At 57.4% G+C, this 16766-nt stretch carries 16 protein-coding genes; 4 read left to right on the plus strand and 12 right to left on the minus strand.

The window, feature by feature from the left end; translation table 11 throughout:
• Nucleotides 1–9: 9 nt before the first annotated feature.
• Genes HZU72_RS05350 through HZU72_RS05370 form a run of 5 tightly spaced genes read right to left on the minus strand, consistent with a single transcriptional unit; the run spans nt 10 to nt 4260 of the window.
• Nucleotides 10–675, minus strand: coding sequence for a tetratricopeptide repeat protein (locus HZU72_RS05350; protein ID WP_180090880.1), 666 nt, complete (start codon nt 673–675; stop codon nt 10–12).
• On the minus strand, nt 672–1499 hold the full coding sequence (locus HZU72_RS05355) for an SDR family oxidoreductase (protein WP_180090881.1): 828 nt from the start codon (nt 1497–1499) through the stop codon (nt 672–674). The genes HZU72_RS05350 and HZU72_RS05355 overlap by 4 nt, the downstream gene beginning before the upstream one ends.
• Nucleotides 1486–2178 carry an iron-containing redox enzyme family protein gene (locus HZU72_RS05360; protein ID WP_180090882.1) on the minus strand — a complete coding sequence of 231 codons (693 nt, stop codon included), beginning with the start codon at nt 2176–2178 and terminating at the stop codon, nt 1486–1488. The genes HZU72_RS05355 and HZU72_RS05360 overlap by 14 nt, the downstream gene beginning before the upstream one ends.
• Nucleotides 2175–3635 (minus strand): AMP-binding protein, encoded by a 1461-nt coding sequence (locus HZU72_RS05365; protein WP_180090883.1) that lies wholly within the window; start codon nt 3633–3635, stop codon nt 2175–2177. Before HZU72_RS05365 ends, HZU72_RS05360 begins: the two co-directional genes overlap by 4 nt.
• Entirely contained in the window at nt 3619–4260 is a 642-nt protein-coding gene (locus HZU72_RS05370) for a thermostable hemolysin (protein WP_180090884.1), read from the minus strand. The genes HZU72_RS05365 and HZU72_RS05370 overlap by 17 nt, the downstream gene beginning before the upstream one ends.
• 113 nt (nt 4261–4373) lie before the next feature.
• Between HZU72_RS05370 and HZU72_RS05375 the strand changes: the two genes are divergently transcribed.
• Both HZU72_RS05375 and HZU72_RS05380 read left to right on the plus strand, forming a co-directional pair.
• Nucleotides 4374–5321: a GNAT family N-acetyltransferase gene (locus HZU72_RS05375; protein ID WP_180090885.1), complete on the plus strand. Its 948-nt coding sequence runs from the start codon at nt 4374–4376 to the stop codon at nt 5319–5321.
• Between the two features lie 184 nt (nt 5322–5505).
• Nucleotides 5506–6336: a c-type cytochrome gene (locus HZU72_RS05380; RefSeq protein WP_180090886.1), complete on the plus strand. Its 831-nt coding sequence runs from the start codon at nt 5506–5508 to the stop codon at nt 6334–6336.
• A 107-nt stretch (nt 6337–6443) separates the two neighbouring features.
• Here HZU72_RS05380 and rep read toward each other — a convergent pair whose 3' ends face one another.
• Nucleotides 6444–8513, minus strand: coding sequence for a DNA helicase Rep (rep, locus tag HZU72_RS05385; RefSeq protein WP_180090887.1), 2070 nt, complete (start codon nt 8511–8513; stop codon nt 6444–6446).
• A gap of 134 nt (nt 8514–8647) precedes the next feature.
• Here rep and HZU72_RS05390 point away from each other — a divergent pair, with 134 nt between their 5' ends.
• Nucleotides 8648–9118, plus strand: coding sequence for a tRNA (cytidine(34)-2'-O)-methyltransferase (locus HZU72_RS05390; RefSeq protein WP_180090888.1), 471 nt, complete (start codon nt 8648–8650; stop codon nt 9116–9118).
• On the opposite strand, the gene pyrE is transcribed toward HZU72_RS05390, so the two are convergent.
• Nucleotides 9119–9784, minus strand: coding sequence for an orotate phosphoribosyltransferase (pyrE, locus tag HZU72_RS05395; protein ID WP_180090889.1), 666 nt, complete (start codon nt 9782–9784; stop codon nt 9119–9121).
• Nucleotides 9785–9925: 141 nt separating this feature from the next.
• Between pyrE and HZU72_RS05400 the strand changes: the two genes are divergently transcribed.
• Nucleotides 9926–10693 carry an exodeoxyribonuclease III gene (locus tag HZU72_RS05400; protein ID WP_009286323.1) on the plus strand — a complete coding sequence of 256 codons (768 nt, stop codon included), beginning with the start codon at nt 9926–9928 and terminating at the stop codon, nt 10691–10693.
• A 126-nt stretch (nt 10694–10819) separates the two neighbouring features.
• On the opposite strand, the gene rph is transcribed toward HZU72_RS05400, so the two are convergent.
• The 5 genes from rph to HZU72_RS05425 form a co-directional block, all read right to left on the minus strand.
• Nucleotides 10820–11542 carry a ribonuclease PH gene (gene rph / locus HZU72_RS05405; protein ID WP_180091028.1) on the minus strand — a complete coding sequence of 241 codons (723 nt, stop codon included), beginning with the start codon at nt 11540–11542 and terminating at the stop codon, nt 10820–10822.
• A gap of 139 nt (nt 11543–11681) precedes the next feature.
• The gene (locus HZU72_RS05410) at nt 11682–13238 is read right to left on the minus strand and encodes an FGGY family pentulose kinase (RefSeq protein ID WP_180090890.1); all 1557 of its coding nucleotides are present in this window, start codon (nt 13236–13238) and stop codon (nt 11682–11684) included.
• 12 nt (nt 13239–13250) lie between these two features.
• On the minus strand, nt 13251–14243 hold the full coding sequence (locus tag HZU72_RS05415) for an ABC transporter permease (RefSeq protein ID WP_180090891.1): 993 nt from the start codon (nt 14241–14243) through the stop codon (nt 13251–13253).
• Nucleotides 14240–15238, minus strand: coding sequence for an ABC transporter permease (locus tag HZU72_RS05420; RefSeq protein WP_180090892.1), 999 nt, complete (start codon nt 15236–15238; stop codon nt 14240–14242). The genes HZU72_RS05415 and HZU72_RS05420 overlap by 4 nt, the downstream gene beginning before the upstream one ends.
• Nucleotides 15231–16718, minus strand: coding sequence for a sugar ABC transporter ATP-binding protein (locus HZU72_RS05425; protein WP_208457971.1), 1488 nt, complete (start codon nt 16716–16718; stop codon nt 15231–15233). Before HZU72_RS05425 ends, HZU72_RS05420 begins: the two co-directional genes overlap by 8 nt.
• Between the last annotated feature and the right edge of the window lie 48 nt (nt 16719–16766).

A 16766-nucleotide genomic window follows, 5' to 3' on the forward strand; every position in this document is an offset into this window, starting at 1 on the left:
GGCTCCTTCCTATTGAAGTTCTGACATCAATTGACGGATGTCGTCACGGCGGCCACTGTCCGCCAGTTCGCGACCTAGCCGGGGCGCTGCCATCAAGGCGCGTTCCAGCGCTTGGCGTGCTTCTGCATCGCGACCCTGCTCATGTAAATAGTCGCCCCAGAAGTAGAGACTGTCGATCCCTTCGGGGTTAATCGCAAGGGCTCTTTGCAAATGCCACTCGGCTTTTTGTTCATCGCCAAAGCCGAGTGGCCAGCCGGGAACCTGATAATAGAGCGCGCCCAGACTGGTATAGGCCGAACCATCAAGCGCCAGTGGGTTCAATTCCAGCGCGGTTTCAAGCTCCTTTTTAGCCTGTTTTACCAGCCCCAGCGCGCCCAGCCCGCCGCTGGCACCTGCTTCTGTTGAGCGGATAATGCCGACCCAGATATGCAGCTCGGCGGCGTCCGGGTAGCGTTCGACAAGCTGTTCAGCTTGGTCACCCAAGCGGCTGAAGGCTGCCGCCTGTTCGCCTGGTGGCAGCGTATAGTTAATTTCCGCCCAACGCTGCTGTAACTCGGCAAGCGATGCGGCGGCCGCCGCGCTGTCGCCCTCACTGGCGACCCCCTGAAGGCTTGCCAAGCCAATGACACTAGCCAGTAGCGTAGTACGCAGCGTTTTGAAAGCTGGCATGATCATGAGGAAGACTCCTTGGTGGCAACGAACCGGCGAATGACGGGCAGTTGGCGTAACAGGGCCCGGTCAACAGCGCCTGGCCATAGCGTATTGAGGCGGGTAAAAAAGCGTTCCGGCAGCCCGATCTGCAACTCCTCGCGCTGCTTTTCCACGGCGCTGATAATAGCCAGGGCGACGGCGTCAGGAGAGTCGACGGTATTGCCCAGCGCTGCATTGAGCGCCTCGGTTTGCGGTGAGTTCATGGCAGTGCGGGTTGCCCTGGGGGCGACATACATGACGCGCACGCGGGTATCGGCCAGCTCACGGCGCAACGCCTGGCTAAAACCGCGCAGCGCGAACTTGGTCGCGCAGTAGGTTACCTGGCCTGGATAACCCAGTCGCCCAAGGGTCGAGCCAATGGTGATAATCGTCGCCTGGGAACAGGCCATCAGTTGAGGAAGCAACGCGCGAGTCAACTGCAGCGTGGCAGTCAGGTTAATCGCTACCAGTTGTTCGATATCACTGTCGCTGGTGGAATCGAAGAAGCCCTGCTGATTGCTGCCGGCGGCATTAATCAGCATATTGCAGCCCGCTATCCGGGCTGCATCGATCAGGCGACTACGGTCGTCTGCGTTGGTCAAATCGGCGCTAACGGCCGTGATACGGTCGGGAAAACGGTCGGCCAGAGTGACCAGCACCTCTTGCTTCCGCCCACTGACCAGCAACTGCGCGCCGCGTTGGGCTAAGGCTTCAGCAAGAGCATAACCGATGCCGCCGCTGGCGCCGGTGATCAGTACTCGCTGTTCCGCCCACCCGCCAGGAAAAACTCGCTTGCTAGGCCAGTGCATGGCTAAGTTCCTCCACCGCACTGCGGCCTGAGCAATGCGCTTCTATACCTCTAAACATCGCGCCATACAGGTGATAGAACATGTTGGCGCTATCAATTACCACGGCGAGATCATCATCTCCTAGCTGATTTATCTGCTCTTCAAAAAAGGCCAGATGACCAATATCCAGGCTGCCGTGGGAGGTAAGGTAGCGCACGGCGCTGTTAGGCAGCGACAGGCTGGCCTGGAGGTGCTCGGCGGCCTGGGTGGCAAGTGCTGTGCTGGTGCCTTCCAGTACCTGTACCATGCCGAAGAACGCCACCGGATTGCCGTGCTCGACTGCGTCACGAATCCAGGCTACCATCAATCGCGTGGCCGGGTCTGGCGTGGCAACGGCTACGGCCTCAGCATCACCGCCCGCAGCGCGGATATCGTCCAGAATCCACTGCTCGTGGCCGTGCTCCTCTTCGATGTACTCCACCAGCGCGGTGCGCAGCCAGTCGAGTCGGTCGGGTAGCCGTGCGCCGCAGGCCATCATTAGCGGCACAGTAAAACGGACGTGATGATAGGCCTGGCCGAGAAAAGCAAGATACTCCTCCAGAGTGACACGGCCCGACAAGGCACGGTTGACGATGGGTGTCGTCAGGAGCCAGGTGCGTGCTCCCTGGGTAGCGTCTTGCAGCTGTTGGTAAGCGGTCATGATAGTGCTCCTTCTTGTGAGTGAGTCGACGCGGCCGTTAGCCAGTGGCCATAAGCAGCTAGCAAGGTCTCGCGACGCAGGCGGCCATTGGCTGTAACTTGCTGGTTATTGGGGGTAAAGGGAGACACACGCTGCCACTCATGTACCTGGGCGTAGTCGGGCAGCGTGAGGTTTACTGCCTGGATGGCAGCGTCGATCTGGGTATCGGTCAGCTGGGCCGCGGCGGGTACGATCAGCGCCCGGTTAGCAGGCAGGGCCTCGCCGTATACCATGGCCTGGGCAATGGCAGGCTGGGTGCAGAGCTCGCCCTCTACCCACTGGGGATTGACGTTTCGGCCATAGGCCGTAATGAACACTTCCCGCTGACGACCATTGAGGATGATGGTATCGCCCTGCCACTGGCCGGTATCTCCGGTGGCGTGCCAATCGCCGCTGGGAGGCTCACCGAGATAGCCCAACATCAGGGCACCACTCACGTGTAGCTGGCCGTCTTGATCAATACGTACCTGGGCATGGGGCAGTGGTCGGCCAACGCCGCAGACTGGCTCTCCGGGACGATTAAGGCACACCACCGAGGAGCACTCCGACAAACCGTAGCCTTCAAACACCGGCCAACCGCCACCCTGGGCACGGGTGAGCAGGGTGGTGGCTACCGGTGCCCCGCCCACCGCGACAAAGCGCAGGCTATGAGGGGAGGTCGGAGCATGGCTAACCAATGCCTGCAGCAACTGTGGCACCAGAATCATGCTGTGCGGCCGGTAGCGGGCGATAGATTCCAGGGCGAGAGGAGCGCTGAAACTGCTGGCGCCCTGCCAGCCCAGCATGGTCAAGCTGGGCAGCACGCTGCACGCACCTAACCACAGTGGTAGATAGAGCCCGCCGATGTTTTCCAGCAGGGTCGCGAGCGGCAGCATGGCCAGGTGGCGGCGTATGGCGAGCGGTTCGACCACCGCCGCCAAGCTCTCGGTTACAGTTAGCAGCGCAGCATTATCCAGGCACACACCCCTGGGGGAGCCGCTGGTACCGGAAGTAAATGTGATCCGCGTGGTGCCCGTAGGTAACTCGGGTGGCAGTTCGATCTGGCGCTGTGTGATAACCGCATCACCGATGGTCTGAAAGCCGTAGGCCTCGCCACCGTGGCCAATCCAACTGTCCAGTCCTGCCTGCTCAACGATATGGCGGCGCTGCCGATCGCTGAAGAAGTCAGGAATAGGCACCGCGACACACACTTCCATCATCAGGGCCAGGTCCCATAGGGCCCACTCCAGCCCATTATCCAGCGCCAGTGCAACGCGTCGTGCGCCAGCCGTGCGTAGCCGTTGGCGTCGCTGAGCGATGTGTTGAATGACCGCGGTATACGAGAGACGCTGTTCGCCATCGCTAAGTGCGGTACGCTGGGGAGCATGGTTGGCGTGGTGGTCGAGGCGTGCCATCAGCGCATTAGGCAAGTCGTGCATGCATCACCTCGGCCGCACCCATTTCAGCCAGGATGGGCTGCGCTTGAAGCGTCTGCATGGCGCTGCGTAGATCGCCTGCCATGACCCATGGGCGATGCTGGTAATAGCGCCCCCAGAGATGCGACTCTTCGCCCAGTCGGTTAGGGTCGGCAGGGGTGATAGGCTGTGGGGACAACCCTAGACGGCGCAAGCCGTTGGCAACCTCGGGAGTGGCGGTAAACAGTAGCCAGGCGATGCCATCAGCCGCCAATTGATGGGCCAGGTAAATAAACAGTTGGCGCTGCAAGCCAGGGCGCAGGCTAGCCAAGTTGCCTATTTCGGCAATATCCCGGCGGGCAAGTGTCTGCTGAAACCCATGGTTAATAACCTGTTCGGCCTTGCCATCCAGGTAGCGCTCCAGAAAGAGCGGTCCGCTGCTGGCAAGGCGCAATCCCACTGCCGCTTGCGGCTGTTCCGCTTGCCACAGCCCAAACAGGCGCGGCAGGAAATGCTGGATATGAGCGCTGTGCTGCTGGGCGAAGCGTTGCTGAATCAGTTGCTGAAGCGCCGCTTGCTCCTGCCAATTAAGGGCCTCGTGCCAATTCAGCCTTGTCCGCGCAGTGGGGAGTGAACGTAGGCGAGCCATCGGATAATCTCCATCGTGTTTTCCGACACTCTGGGCGGGATAACTTAACGAAAACTTAAGCTGGGTAAATATTTATCCCCGGTTTGACCGAGCAATGGACAGGTAACGCATCGATGACCTCCGCGCAGGTAACGCCTCTTCAGACCGTGCAGTGCCCACCCTCCCGGCGGCGCGAGGCACTGCTGCAGTTGGCTGCTGCTCATGACCCTGAACAGCAAGCGGCACTGAGCGCGGCTGTGAAGGCAATGTACAATCAGCCAGATGCCCAGTGGGATGGGCTATGGATAACTATTAAGGCAGGCCAGTTAATGAGCGCCATCTGGGTACAACCGCTGCCCATGAATATGGCGCAGCTATGGTTACCCAAGCAATTGCCCAGCGAGCAGGGTGTGCATACTAGCGCGCTATTGCGTGCGGCCAATGCATGGGTAAAAGCCCACAATATTCGCTTGTGCCACTTAGAGCTGTCACCCCAGGCGCCCGTATCAGAAGCACTGTTACGTGAGCATGGCATGCAGCGTTTGGCTTGCTTGGAGCATTTAACCGGCAGTAGCCGCTACCGCTTAGCGATGAATGAAACGCTGCCGCTTTTACTGCAGCCGCTTTGCGAGTTTTCTTTGGCGGAACAGCTGAGCCTGCTGGCCGCAGTGGGGCAAGATTCGCTGGATAGCCGACCCTTGCGCGACGTACTCTCAGTGGAAGAGTTATTGAATGGGTTTTATCAGCAGGACCCCCAAGCGCCACAGCACTGGTACGCTGTGGGCTATCACGAAGCCGTGGTGGGTGTGCTATTGCTTGCGCCGCGCCCTGCGCTAGGCCGCTGGGAGCTAATGTTAATGGGAATAACACCGAATTGGCGTGGTAAAGGCTTGGGGCGCTCGTTGTTAAATAAAGGCCTCGAGCTTGCCCAACAGGCTGGCGTGCAGGAGGTCATGCTGGCGGTAGATGATGTCAATTTACCGGCTAAACGGCTTTACCAGCAGGCGGGTTTCATACGCTATGCGCAGCAACGTTTATTCGCCTGGAAAGGCAGTGGTGAGAGGAAGGGTTTGCCAAATTAAGCTGCCAATAGTCGTCAACGGTTGAATAGGCGCTCTTAGTAGCATTTTCTTGCGCTTTGCGTTGCCGTTATACTAGTCCTATATGCACGTCTTGGCGTCTCAGCTGCGCACCGTCAATATTGGCGCTGCCACGCACAGGGGTTGAGGATAAAAGTTTGATGACAATACTCAAGAGGTGGTGAGAGTGAAAGCTAAGCTGATCATGAGCGGGCTGGCGGCCCTCGGCTTCATGGCGGGCACATCCAGTGTTTATGCCCAAGATGACGCCGCACGTGATGCGATTGCCGAGCGTTTGGCGCCGGTGGGTCAACTCTGTTTACAAGGCCAAGACTGTGGTACCGCAGCGGCACCTCCTAGCGATAGCAGCAGTGGCGGTGATGTCGATGGCGAGGGCATCTATGGCAATGTGTGTAGCGCTTGTCACGAATCGGGTGCTGCAGGCGCACCTATCCGTGGCGATGAAGAGGCTTGGGCTGAACGTACCGAACAAGGTTTCGCCACGCTGCTAGAACACTCGATTAACGGTATTGGTGCTATGCCTGCTCGCGGTGGCAACCCCAACCTTTCTGATGCGGAGATGGAAGCGGCGACTGCCTATATGGTCGAGCCCGTTATGGACGTGCCTGAATTAGGCGGTGGCGACGAAGCTGCATCCGAAGAGGAAGCTGCGGAAGGTGAAGAAGCGGCAACTGAAGAAGAGATGGCTGCTAATGACGATGCAGCAAGTGAGGAAGACGCGGCCGCATCTGAAGAAGCGAGCGGCGGTAGCGATTTAGACGGTGAAGCCCTCTACGCAAGCTCTGGCTGTGTGGCATGTCACGATAACGGCGTTGCTGGCGCACCGACCACAGGCGATTCAGAAGCTTGGGCGGCGCGTTTAGAGAAGGGGGCTGATGAGCTCTACGCCAGCGCCATTAACGGTATCGGCGCTATGCCAGCCAAAGGCGGCAACCCCAACCTTTCCGATGAAGAAGTGATGGCCGTTGTCGATTATTTAATGGCTGAAGCCCAGTAAAGTAAGCAGCAATGATTTAGCTTGGTAAATTTATCCACAGGGTGTTTGAATCGCCGCCCTGTGGATATTCTTTATTTAAAAGCCCTAGTTTTATAACTCCCGCTTTATCACCCCAGCAGCGAACGCAGCCCGGCAATAGCGTCTTTGCCACGGGCCTGTTTCTTATCCGGATCCTCTTTATCGGCACGACCTTCCCACTCCAAATCCTCCCCGGGCAGCTCGTCTAAAAAGCGGCTAGGCGCACAATCCATCAGTTCACCGTAGGCTTTGCGCTGGCGGGCAAGTGTCAACGTTAGCGTGCGCCGCGCCCGGGTAATGCCCACATAGGCCAGCCGCCGCTCCTCCTCCACGGTGCCTACTTCGATGGCGTTGCGGTGGGGTAGCAGATCCTCCTCTAAGCCCATTAAATAGACGTGGGGGAATTCCAGGCCTTTAGAAGCGTGCATGGTGAGTAGCTGCACTCTATCCGAGTCATCCTCTTCCGCCTGCTGCTCCAGAATATCGCGCAGTACCAAACGTGAAATAGCCGCTTCTACGCCGTCGGTTTCGGTCTCGGTGGAATCGGTATCGTCCTCTGGGTCGCGGTTGAGTGATTTTTCCAACTGGTCGATTAGAATCCACACGTTGGCCATGCGGCGTTCGGCGACGGTGGGCGCGCTGGCGTTTTGATATAGCCAGGCTTCGTAATCCATATCTCGCAGCATGTCGCGAATGGCGGCAATGGCATCGCCTTGATCCATGCGCTTGCGCACGCCGTCGATAAAGTAGGTAAAGCGCGACAGCCGCTCCACTGCTCGGGTCGGCAATACTTGCTCCAACCCAAGCTCATGGCAGGCGGCGAACAACGAAATTGAGCGCTCCGTCGCGTAGTTGGCGAGTTTCTCTACCGTGCCTGGGCCTACTTCGCGGCGCGGTACGTTCACGATGCGTAAAAAGGCGTTATCGTCGGCGGGATTAATCAACAGGCGCAGGTAAGCCATGGTGTCTTTAATCTCGTTGCGCGAGAAAAACGACGTACCACCGGAGAGCTTGTAAGGAATTTGGTAGTGCTGGAGTTTAAGCTCTAACAAGCGGGCCTGGAAATTCCCCCGATAAAGCACCGCAAAGTCCCGCCACTCGGCCTTTTCCTTGATACGCCGGGTGAGCATTTCGCTGGCGACCCGCTCAGACTCCGCCTCTTCATGGCGATTCACGATTACTCGAATAGGTGCGCCGTCGCCCATATCGGACCATAGCGTCTTCTCGTAAACGTGGGGGTTATTGGCGATCAGTGTGTTGGCGGCGCGCAGTATCGTGGCGGTAGAGCGGTAGTTTTGCTCCAATTTGATCACTTTCAGACGCGGGAAATCTTCACCCAGGGTAATCAGGTTTTCAGGGCGTGCGCCGCGCCAGGCGTAGATCGACTGATCATCATCACCCACCACGGTGAACGTGGAGCGCTCCGCCATGAGCAGTTTCACCAGCAGGTACTGGGAGACGTTGGTGTCCTGGTACTCATCGACCAGCATGTAGTGGATTTTGCGCCGCCAACGCTCCAGCGCTTCAGGGTCACGTTGCAGTAGTACCACCGGCAGCAGAATCAGATCGTCAAAATCGACCGCGTTGTAGGCTTTAAGGTGGCGTACGTAAGCTTCGTATACTCGGGCGGCAAACTGTTCATCGTCATCAGCCGCAAACGAGAGCGCATCGCTGGGCAGAACCAAGTCGTTCTTCCAGGTGGAAATTTTGCTCTGCACGGCATTGATCTGCTCGGCGTCCACCTGAGCATCTTTATTCATCAAATCGCGCAGCAGTGCTTTGGCGTCTTCCGGGTCAAATAGCGAAAAGCCCGGTTTATAGCCCAGGGTTTTAAGCTCACCACGGATAATATTCAGCCCCAGGGTGTGAAAGGTAGAGACCGTCAGCCCGTGGCCCTCTTTGCCGTGGAGCATCTGGCCCACACGCTCTTTCATCTCTCGGGCGGCTTTATTGGTAAAGGTCACCGCGGCGATCCTGCGCGCGCTCATCCCACACTCTTGCACCAAATAGGCAATTTTAGTGGTGATAACGCTGGTTTTACCGGAACCTGCACCCGCCAACACCAGGCAAGGGCCATCAATGTAGCGCACGGCTTCCTGCTGGCGCGGGTTTAGCCCTTTGATGCGGCTAAGAATGCTCTTGGGCGTTGCAGGCGTCATGGCGTCGGTCGTCCTCTACGAGAGTTGCAGGCGGTTTCAAGTACAGTTTCGATTACGATTTCAAGTACGGTTTCAAGTACGGTTTCAAGTACAATCGTCCGCTTGGCGAATGCATAATAAACAGGCAGGTGGAGATGTTTGAAGTAGCGCTTTTTGAACCGCGTATGGCGCCCAATACTGGCAATATCATGCGCTTGGTGGCCAACAATGGCTGCCGATTACACCTGATTGAGCCGCTTGGCTTCGACCTAGAAGAGAAAAAGCTGCGTCGCGCCGGGCTGGATTACCGCGACCTCGACAACGTCACTCGTCACGCCGATTTTAGCGCCTTTCAGCAAACCATGCAGGGGCGGCGCATCTGGGCGATCACTACCAAAGGCACGCGCATCTACAGCGATGCGGACTTTGCCCCAGGCGATGTACTGCTGTTTGGCTCTGAAACCGCTGGGCTCTCACCCCAGGTGCATGAAGCGCTAACTTCGGAGCATAAATTGCGCCTGCCCATGCAGCCCAACAACCGTAGCCTGAATCTTTCCAACGCCGTGGCTATTGTGAGCTACGAAGCGTGGCGCCAGCAAGGGTTCGCTGGCGCGCTGCAAGTCTAATCAGCTCGTAATCCCATAGCGGTCACGATAAGCCCTGATCGCTTCAGCGTAGGCGACCATTTCCCCACCGGCATGCTCTTCAAGGTAAGTGAGCACTTGCTCCAGGGTGACGATACTAACCACTGGCATACCGTACTGAGCCTGCACTTCCTGAATCGCGCTCTGCTCGCCCTGGCCGCGCTCTTGACGGTCGAGTGCGATAATTACCCCGGCGGCGTGGGCACCGCTCTGTTCGATCAGGCTCATCACTTCACGAATCGCGGTGCCCGCGGTAATCACGTCATCAATGATCAAAATATCGCCCGCAAGCGGTGCGCCCACGATATTGCCGCCTTCGCCGTGGGTTTTAGCCTCTTTGCGGTTGAAGGCGTAGGGCATATCTCGGTCGTGATGATCGGCCAATGCTGCCGCGGTGACTGCCGCCAGTGGGATACCTTTGTACGCCGGGCCAAACAGCACATCGGCGTTTAAGCCGCTATCGACAATCGCCTGGGCGTAAAAACGCCCGAGCTTGGCCAGCGCGCGCCCAGTTTGAAACAGCCCAGCGTTGAAAAAGTAGGGGCTAACGCGGCCAGATTTAAGCGTAAACTCGCCAAACTTAAGCACGCCTTGCTCAATGGCAAAGGCAATGAAATCGCGCTGGTAGGGTTGTAGAGTGGTGGCCACGGCATTCCTCACTAGGCGGTAGGTTTAAATCAGTACGAAAGCAACAATAAAAGTGGGGTAAATGGCAAGTTTTACTAGCTGCCTTTACCCAAACGTCTAAACGTCGGGTATCATACAGCAGCGACGCAAAAGGGACGATTTATGAAAATTGCCAGCATCAATGTCAATGGTATTCGTGATGCCGTCGATCGTGGCTTCCTGGACTGGCTGGCTCAGCAGGATGTCGACGTGGTCTGCGTGCAGAACATCAAGGCAAAAAGTTTTGAACTGGGTGACCACATTCTGTATCCGGAAGGCTATGAAGGCTATTTCCTGGATGCCGAAGAGGACGGTTTCTCCGGTGTGGCACTCTATTGCCGCAAAATTCCCAAGGCGATTATGTATGGCCTTGGGTTTCCACAGTGTGATCATGAAGGGCGTTTTCTGCAGGCGGATTATGAACGCTTCAGTATCGTCTCCTTCCTGATGCCTGACGGAAGTGACCAAAAAGCCAAACAGGCGTTTATGGAGCAGTATCAAGAGTACCTGACGAAGATGTCGCGCAAACGCCGCGAATACATCCTCTGCGGTACTTGGCATATTGCCCATAAAACCGTCGATTTGGCTAACTGGTCGGATAATCAACTGACCTCAGGCTTCCGCCCGGAAGAGCGCGCCTGGATGGATCAGGTGCTTGGCCCCACCGGGTTTATCGACACCTTCCGCGAAATTAACCGCGATGCAGGGGAATATACCTGGTGGCCGAAGCTTGACCAAGACGTGCCCCGTGAGCGCCAGGAAGGCTGGCGGATCGACTATCAGTTAGTCGGCCCCAACTTCCGCCGCCACGTGGTCGACGCGTGGATCGATTACGATGCGACCTTCTCCGAGTTCGCACCGCTAATCGTTGAGTACGACCTGGCGCTCTAAGCGCTAGGCAACGAACTTTTCCCGCGTCGCCTGTCACCCTTGCTGATTAGCCGGGGTGACAAACAACAGGCCAGCTAAATGCTGGCCTGTTGTTTTTTACGCCTTACTCCTCACATCTCACCTTCATTACCCACGAACACCCAGCGCTTCGCGCTGATGGTCGCGTAGTTCGTCGCCCGCTTTCTCGGCCAAATCGAGCATGGCATTTAGCTCGGCGCGGTTGAACGGGCTCGCCTCGGCGGTGCCCTGCACTTCGATGAGTCCGCCGCTTTCGGTCATCACTACGTTTAGGTCGGTATCGGCTTTGCTGTCTTCCGGGTAGTCCAGATCCAGCACCGGCACACCTTTATAAATGCCCACGGAGATTGCGCTCACCAACTGCTTGAAGGGGTCTGCTTTGATCTTCTTCTCGCGCTGCAGGTAGCGGATCGCATCGATCAGCGCTACGCAGCCACCGGTAATCGCCGCGGTACGGGTACCGCCATCGGCCTGGATCACATCGCAATCCACGGTGATGGTGAACTCACCCAACTTCTTCAAATTCACCGCGGCGCGCAGGCTGCGGCCAATCAAGCGCTGGATTTCCAGTGTGCGGCCGCCTTGCTTGCCGCGGGTCGCTTCACGGCCACTGCGGGTGTGAGTGGCGCGGGGCAGCATGCCGTACTCAGCGGTGACCCAACCCTGATTCTTGCCGCGCAGCCAGCGCGGCACACCGGCCTCTACACTGGCATTACACAGCACTTTGGTATCGCCAAACTCCACCAGTACAGAACCTTCCGCATGGCGGGTGTAATCGCGGGTCAGGCGAATATCACGGAGCTGGTCGGCTTCGCGACCGCTGGGGCGCACAACATCAGGACGCTTAGCACTGCTCACAAATAGTACCTCTCAATAAACGCTCAACTAGTAAAAGCCCTCCATTGTACACGTCTGAGAGTGCGCTGATTGGCTTAACGTCCAGCTAGCGTCTTGAAACAGGTTGGCTGTGTCAGTCGAGACGCCCTTCGTAAAGTTTCTTGAAAGCGGCATAACGCGCAGTGTGCAGCGCCTGCATTGCCTGGTCGGGCTCTAATGTTTGTTCGCCTGGGGCGAGGCCATTGGCAACGCTGAGCACCTCACAATTGGCCTGAGCAGCCAGGGCCGCCACGGCTACCCCAAGTAGTACGGGTTCCGGCGCATCCGCCAGCACAACCCGACAACCGGTACCGTCGGCATAGAGCTTGCGCAGCAGTGCTGAACGTCCATGCCCTCCGCTGAGGTGCAGGGTATCGATGGCATAACCATGGGCATTCATACGCTCTATGATGGCGCGGGTGCCGTAAACTAGCGAGGTGGCTGCCGCCCAATAGACCTTGATGAAGTTCTCGCAAGGCGTATCAAGGGTCAATCCCGTGATGGTGCCGCGAATTTCCGGATCCGCCAAGGGCGAGCGGTTGCCAATGAAGTCAGGACAAACATGGGTGTCAGGAGCTGGGTCGCCGGATGCCAAGCGCTCGAGTAGAAGGTCTGATAACGCGCCGTGAAGATCGTCGCCGAATTCACTGCTGGCTGAAAATAGTGCCGCCAGGTGATCTAGAAGGGCTCCGGTAATGCTTTGCCCACCTTCGTTGGCGACAAAACCATCGCATAGTGCCCCTGGATAGGGGCCCCACACACCGGGTACCTCGCGCCGTTCGGGCTGGGCGCCGATATGGCAGGTGGAGGTGCCGCCAATCACGGCAAGCCGGCGCTCGGGAGCATCAGCGAGGCTTCTGCCTAGTGTGCCAAGCGCACCGGCATAGGCATCAATCATGCCCACTGCGAAGGTACACCGAGTCGTCAGTCCCAAGTCATCGGCGGCTTCTTCGGTCAACTGCCCAAGTGCTACGCCCACTGGAAGGGCTTGTTCGGGTAGGCGGGCGCACTCGAGTACATCCTGCATATCGATCTGGTTTAGAAAGTCGCGATCCCAGCCATGGCCAGGGCGTGGGTCAAACGTCCACTTGCAGGAGAGCATGCAGACCGAGCGTTCAAGAGAGCCGGTGCATTTAAAGCCCAGCCAATCGCCTAGATCGCCAGCGTAGCCGATCTTTACATAGAGCTCGGGCCGGTGCCGCTTCAACCACATGAGCTTAGGCATCTGCATCTCTGGAGACATGACGCCACCCAGGTTGCGCAGCGGTGCTGCCTGGGTAGCCGTGCACTCAGCGGCTTCTGCGGTTGCCCGGTGATCCATCCACACAATGATATTCCACGCCTCATCGCCCGGTGAGAGCGCTAGCGGCTTATCCTGCTTATCAAGGAGCACCAACGAGCAAGTGGCGCTCACCGACATACTGGTGATGGAATCGGACGTCACACCGGCAGCCTCGCGGGCGCGCTGGGTCGCGCTGCATACCGCGCGCCAGATATCCGTTGAGCTTTGCTCCACGTGGTGCTCGGCAGGGCGATGCATCGCAATCGGTGTTTTCGCTTCGGCAAGCATCACGCCATCCGGCGTGAAAATGCCTGCTCGGGCGCTGCCAGTGCCGATATCGATGCCTAGAACATGTTCTTGATGACTCATGGAAAACCTTACTCACGACTGTTTAATAAATGGCATGCGTAGTGCCATTACAATAATTAGAAAAGCCCCCCATACCGCGGTGGCTAGATGCTGGCTGGCGCCCATCAGGTTCATGCCGGAAGCGATTACCTGCAGGCTCATCAAGCCCAGCACCAGTGGCAGTACGCGGCCAAAGCCACCAAAGGGGTTTGCCCCGGCCAGAAAACAGGCCAAAACCGTAATCAGTAGGTAGCTCTCGCCGTGGCCTACACGTACAGAGTTAAAGCGGGCGAGCATTACCATGCCTGCTAGCCCTGCCAAAATGCCGGAAATCGTGTAGACGGTGATCAGGACGCGCTTGACGTTAATGCCCGAGTACTCCGTCGCGCGAGGGTTGGAGCCCAGCATATAAATCGAAAAGCCAGTGCGGGTGAAATGCATGATGTAGATCAACCCTGCGGCAGCGGCGAGAAAGATCAGCATGGGGATTGGAATGCCCAGAAAACTGCCGCTGCCGATGGTTTGAAATACCTCCGGCATGCCTGACATACCGCCACCGCGGGTTAAAAACTCACCCACACCCTGCAGAAAAATCATTGCCCCAAGAGAAACCAAAATGGGGTGGGCGCCCACATAGGCAACGATAACGCCAATCAAAAAGCCTGCGGCAGCGCCAACGGCAAGCCCGGCGATAATCGCCATGGGAACGCTTAGTATGCCCATGCCCGCGAGTAACCCCTGAACCAGCCAGGCGGTCATCAGCCCTGCGATATTGGCGGTAAAGGTAACCGAGAGGTTCAGGCCACCGGAAATTATGGGCAGCAGCATCGCCAATGAGAGTAACCCCAGCTCCGGCAACTGCATCGACATTGAGCCAAAATTAGTGGCGGTCAGAAAGCCTGGTGCCAGTAGCGAGAAGAGTCCAATACTGCCGATGAGCAGAGCCGTCATGGCGGCCACTTCAAGGGTATCGCCACCAAGGCGGAGTCCGGCCGTGGAGGGCTGTTTATTCAGGCGCTTATTCATACGTTCCTCGCCTTGGTGGTGCGGGGCAACAGGTTGCCTAGGTTGCTGGTGGTGATCGCAATCAAGATAATCAGCCCGACAATCATGCGGAAGGCGTAAGGAGTGACGCCCAGCAGGTTCAGGCCGTTTTGGACGATGGCGAGAAGCAGCACACCCAGTACGGCGCCGAGCACTGAGCCACGCCCGCCACCCAGGGTGGCGCCGCCTAGCACGACAGCCGCCAGAATTGGCAACTCCTGGCCTATCAAGGCGTTGGGCACGACCTCTTGTACGATATGTGCCTGCATCAGGCCCGCCACCCCCGCGCATAGCCCCAGCCAGCCGTAGGCAAAGGCATGGATCTTCCAGACACTAACGCCAGAGCGGCGAGCAGACTCGGGGTTTGATCCGAAACCGTAGATCGCGCGACCAAAACCGGTACGGGCCAGAATGAACCAGGTGAGTATTACCATCACCACCATGACTGCCGCGGGTAAGTAGAGCGTGGCTGATCCGCGTTCGGCAGGTAGGTCAAGCAGTGGAACGGAGTAGTAGAGCCAATCGGGAATATCGTAGATGGACACCCCACTGGTGAAGTACATCAAGAGGCCGAAAAACAGGTTAAATGTGCCAATAGTGACGATGATCGAAACGATTCGGAAGCGGTGGATCAGCAGCGCATTGAAGAGCCCCAGTAGCATGCCAACCAGCATCGAAAGCAGGATGCCAAGCAACCAGTTGCCCCCGCCCAGGTAATTGATCAGCAGTGACAGCACCACGTACTGCACCACGGATGCCGCCACTGCGAAGGAAATATCTATCCCACCCGCAATCAGAACGACGACCAGGCCCACTGCAAAGATGATATTGACCGACTGATTGTTAAGCAGGTCAAACAGGTTCTGAAAGGTGAGAAAGCTGTCGGTCGCAAGTGCTAACACCACGCACAGCAGCATGAGGATGCTCAATAGCGTACCTTCAGTGCCGATCCTTCTGTTTAGCAGTCGTTTATGCATTGATGATCGCCTCCAGCGCTTCTTCCGTGGTCTCCGCAGGTATGACCTCGGAGTAGATGCGCCCGTCGCGCAATACGAGCGCACGATCTGCGTTCATCCAGATTTCTCCTGCTTCATCCGAAATCAGAATGATGGCCATGCCCTGGTCGGCAAGATTTCTGATGATGTCGAAAATACCGGCTTTGGCGCCTACATCGACGCCAATCGTCGGGCAGTCAAGAATGAGAACCTCGGGTTCGGTGGCTAGCCATTTGGCGAGTGCAATGCGTTGCTGGTTACCACCGGATAATGAGGAGACCGCAAGCTCGGCATCACTCACCTTGGTTTTAAGCTGCTCAATCCAGTGGACGGTCAGTGCCTTGATGCGCTGAGGGGAGAGAAAAAAGCGCGGTTTTTCCAGCCTTGGTAGTACTGTCACTGCGGTATTCATATTGATGGACTGGTTTTGCACCAGGCCAAGATTGAGTCGGTCTTCAGAGAGGTAGGCAATGCGATGGTGCACTGCATCGCGGTTGGAGTTTAGCGTCAGCGGTTGACCCTCTTTTAGCAGCTGCCCTGAAGTGGGCTGGGTCATCCCAAAAATCGTGTGGGCTATTTCGGTACGCCCTGCGCCCAGCAAGCCCGTCAGGCCAAGAATTTCACCGCGATGCAGGGTGAAAGAGACATTTTCAAATTCCCCTTCACGGCTTAAGTTTTTAAGCTCCAGTACTGGGGCGCCTTTGTGTGTTTCAGCACGGGGGGTAAACTCAAGTTCAAGCCCGGTCATCAGGGTTGAAAGTCGTGCCTGGGTCATCCCCTCGGTGGGGTAGGTGCCGACCAACTTCCCGTTGCGGAGCACGGTCACGCGTTGACACACCTCCAACACTTCCACCAGCCGGTGGCTGACCAAGACAATGGAAATGCCTTTCGCCGCCAGTGAGCGGGTAATGCCCAGCAGTGTCTGCACCTCTTTATAGGTAAGCGAGGCGGTGGGCTCATCCATAAAAATGATACTGGCCCCTGCACGCAGCACGCGGCAAATCGCAACGAGTTGACGATGGGCAATCGAAAGGTCTTCAACACGGGCCATCGGATCCAGGTCTAGGCCAAACTGCTGGATGATCTCACGGGATTGCGTCAGCGCATCTTTATAGGAAATAGGCCGCCAAGGCTTGGCAACGTAGTCATCGAAGACGATATTTTCCGCGACGGTCAGGTGCGGGAACAGAGCGAGATCTTGCCAGATCACATGGATGCCCCGGTTGCGCGCCTCTATCGGGCTAATGGCAGAGAGCGTTTCATCGCCAAACGAAAGCTCTACCCCCTCTTCAGGCGTGTATACGCCGTTAATAATTTTAATGAGCGTGCTTTTGCCACAACCGTTTTCACCTGCAAGGCAAAGCACCTCACCCCGGCGAAGTTCGAATTCGACATCATCGAGCACCCGGCTTTGACCGAAAATCTTGCTAACGTGACGCGCTCGAATCGCGATATCGCCCATTGGAGGCTCCTCTCTTAACATCACTGCCGCGCTCATCAGGAGCGCGGC

The sequence above is a fragment of the Vreelandella sedimenti genome (assembly GCF_013416325.1).
GTDB lineage: Bacteria > Pseudomonadota > Gammaproteobacteria > Pseudomonadales > Halomonadaceae > Vreelandella > Vreelandella sedimenti.

What these genes read in the sequence shown, in the direction of transcription:
- HZU72_RS05350 (WP_180090880.1), bottom strand. Translation starts at nt 675, where the DNA reads ATGATCATGCCAGCTTTCAAAACGCTGCGTACTACGCTACTGGCTAGT.
- HZU72_RS05355 (WP_180090881.1), bottom strand. Translation starts at nt 1,499, where the DNA reads ATGCACTGGCCTAGCAAGCGAGTTTTTCCTGGCGGGTGGGCGGAACAG.
- HZU72_RS05360 (WP_180090882.1), bottom strand. Translation starts at nt 2,178, where the DNA reads ATGACCGCTTACCAACAGCTGCAAGACGCTACCCAGGGAGCACGCACC.
- HZU72_RS05365 (WP_180090883.1), bottom strand. Translation starts at nt 3,635, where the DNA reads ATGCACGACTTGCCTAATGCGCTGATGGCACGCCTCGACCACCACGCC.
- HZU72_RS05370 (WP_180090884.1), bottom strand. Translation starts at nt 4,260, where the DNA reads ATGGCTCGCCTACGTTCACTCCCCACTGCGCGGACAAGGCTGAATTGG.
- HZU72_RS05375 (WP_180090885.1), top strand. Translation starts at nt 4,374, where the DNA reads ATGACCTCCGCGCAGGTAACGCCTCTTCAGACCGTGCAGTGCCCACCC.
- rep (WP_180090887.1), bottom strand. Translation starts at nt 8,513, where the DNA reads ATGACGCCTGCAACGCCCAAGAGCATTCTTAGCCGCATCAAAGGGCTA.
- HZU72_RS05390 (WP_180090888.1), top strand. Translation starts at nt 8,648, where the DNA reads ATGTTTGAAGTAGCGCTTTTTGAACCGCGTATGGCGCCCAATACTGGC.
- HZU72_RS05400 (WP_009286323.1), top strand. Translation starts at nt 9,926, where the DNA reads ATGAAAATTGCCAGCATCAATGTCAATGGTATTCGTGATGCCGTCGAT.
- HZU72_RS05410 (WP_180090890.1), bottom strand. Translation starts at nt 13,238, where the DNA reads ATGAGTCATCAAGAACATGTTCTAGGCATCGATATCGGCACTGGCAGC.
- HZU72_RS05415 (WP_180090891.1), bottom strand. Translation starts at nt 14,243, where the DNA reads ATGAATAAGCGCCTGAATAAACAGCCCTCCACGGCCGGACTCCGCCTT.
- HZU72_RS05420 (WP_180090892.1), bottom strand. Translation starts at nt 15,238, where the DNA reads ATGCATAAACGACTGCTAAACAGAAGGATCGGCACTGAAGGTACGCTA.
- HZU72_RS05425 (WP_208457971.1), bottom strand. Translation starts at nt 16,718, where the DNA reads ATGGGCGATATCGCGATTCGAGCGCGTCACGTTAGCAAGATTTTCGGT.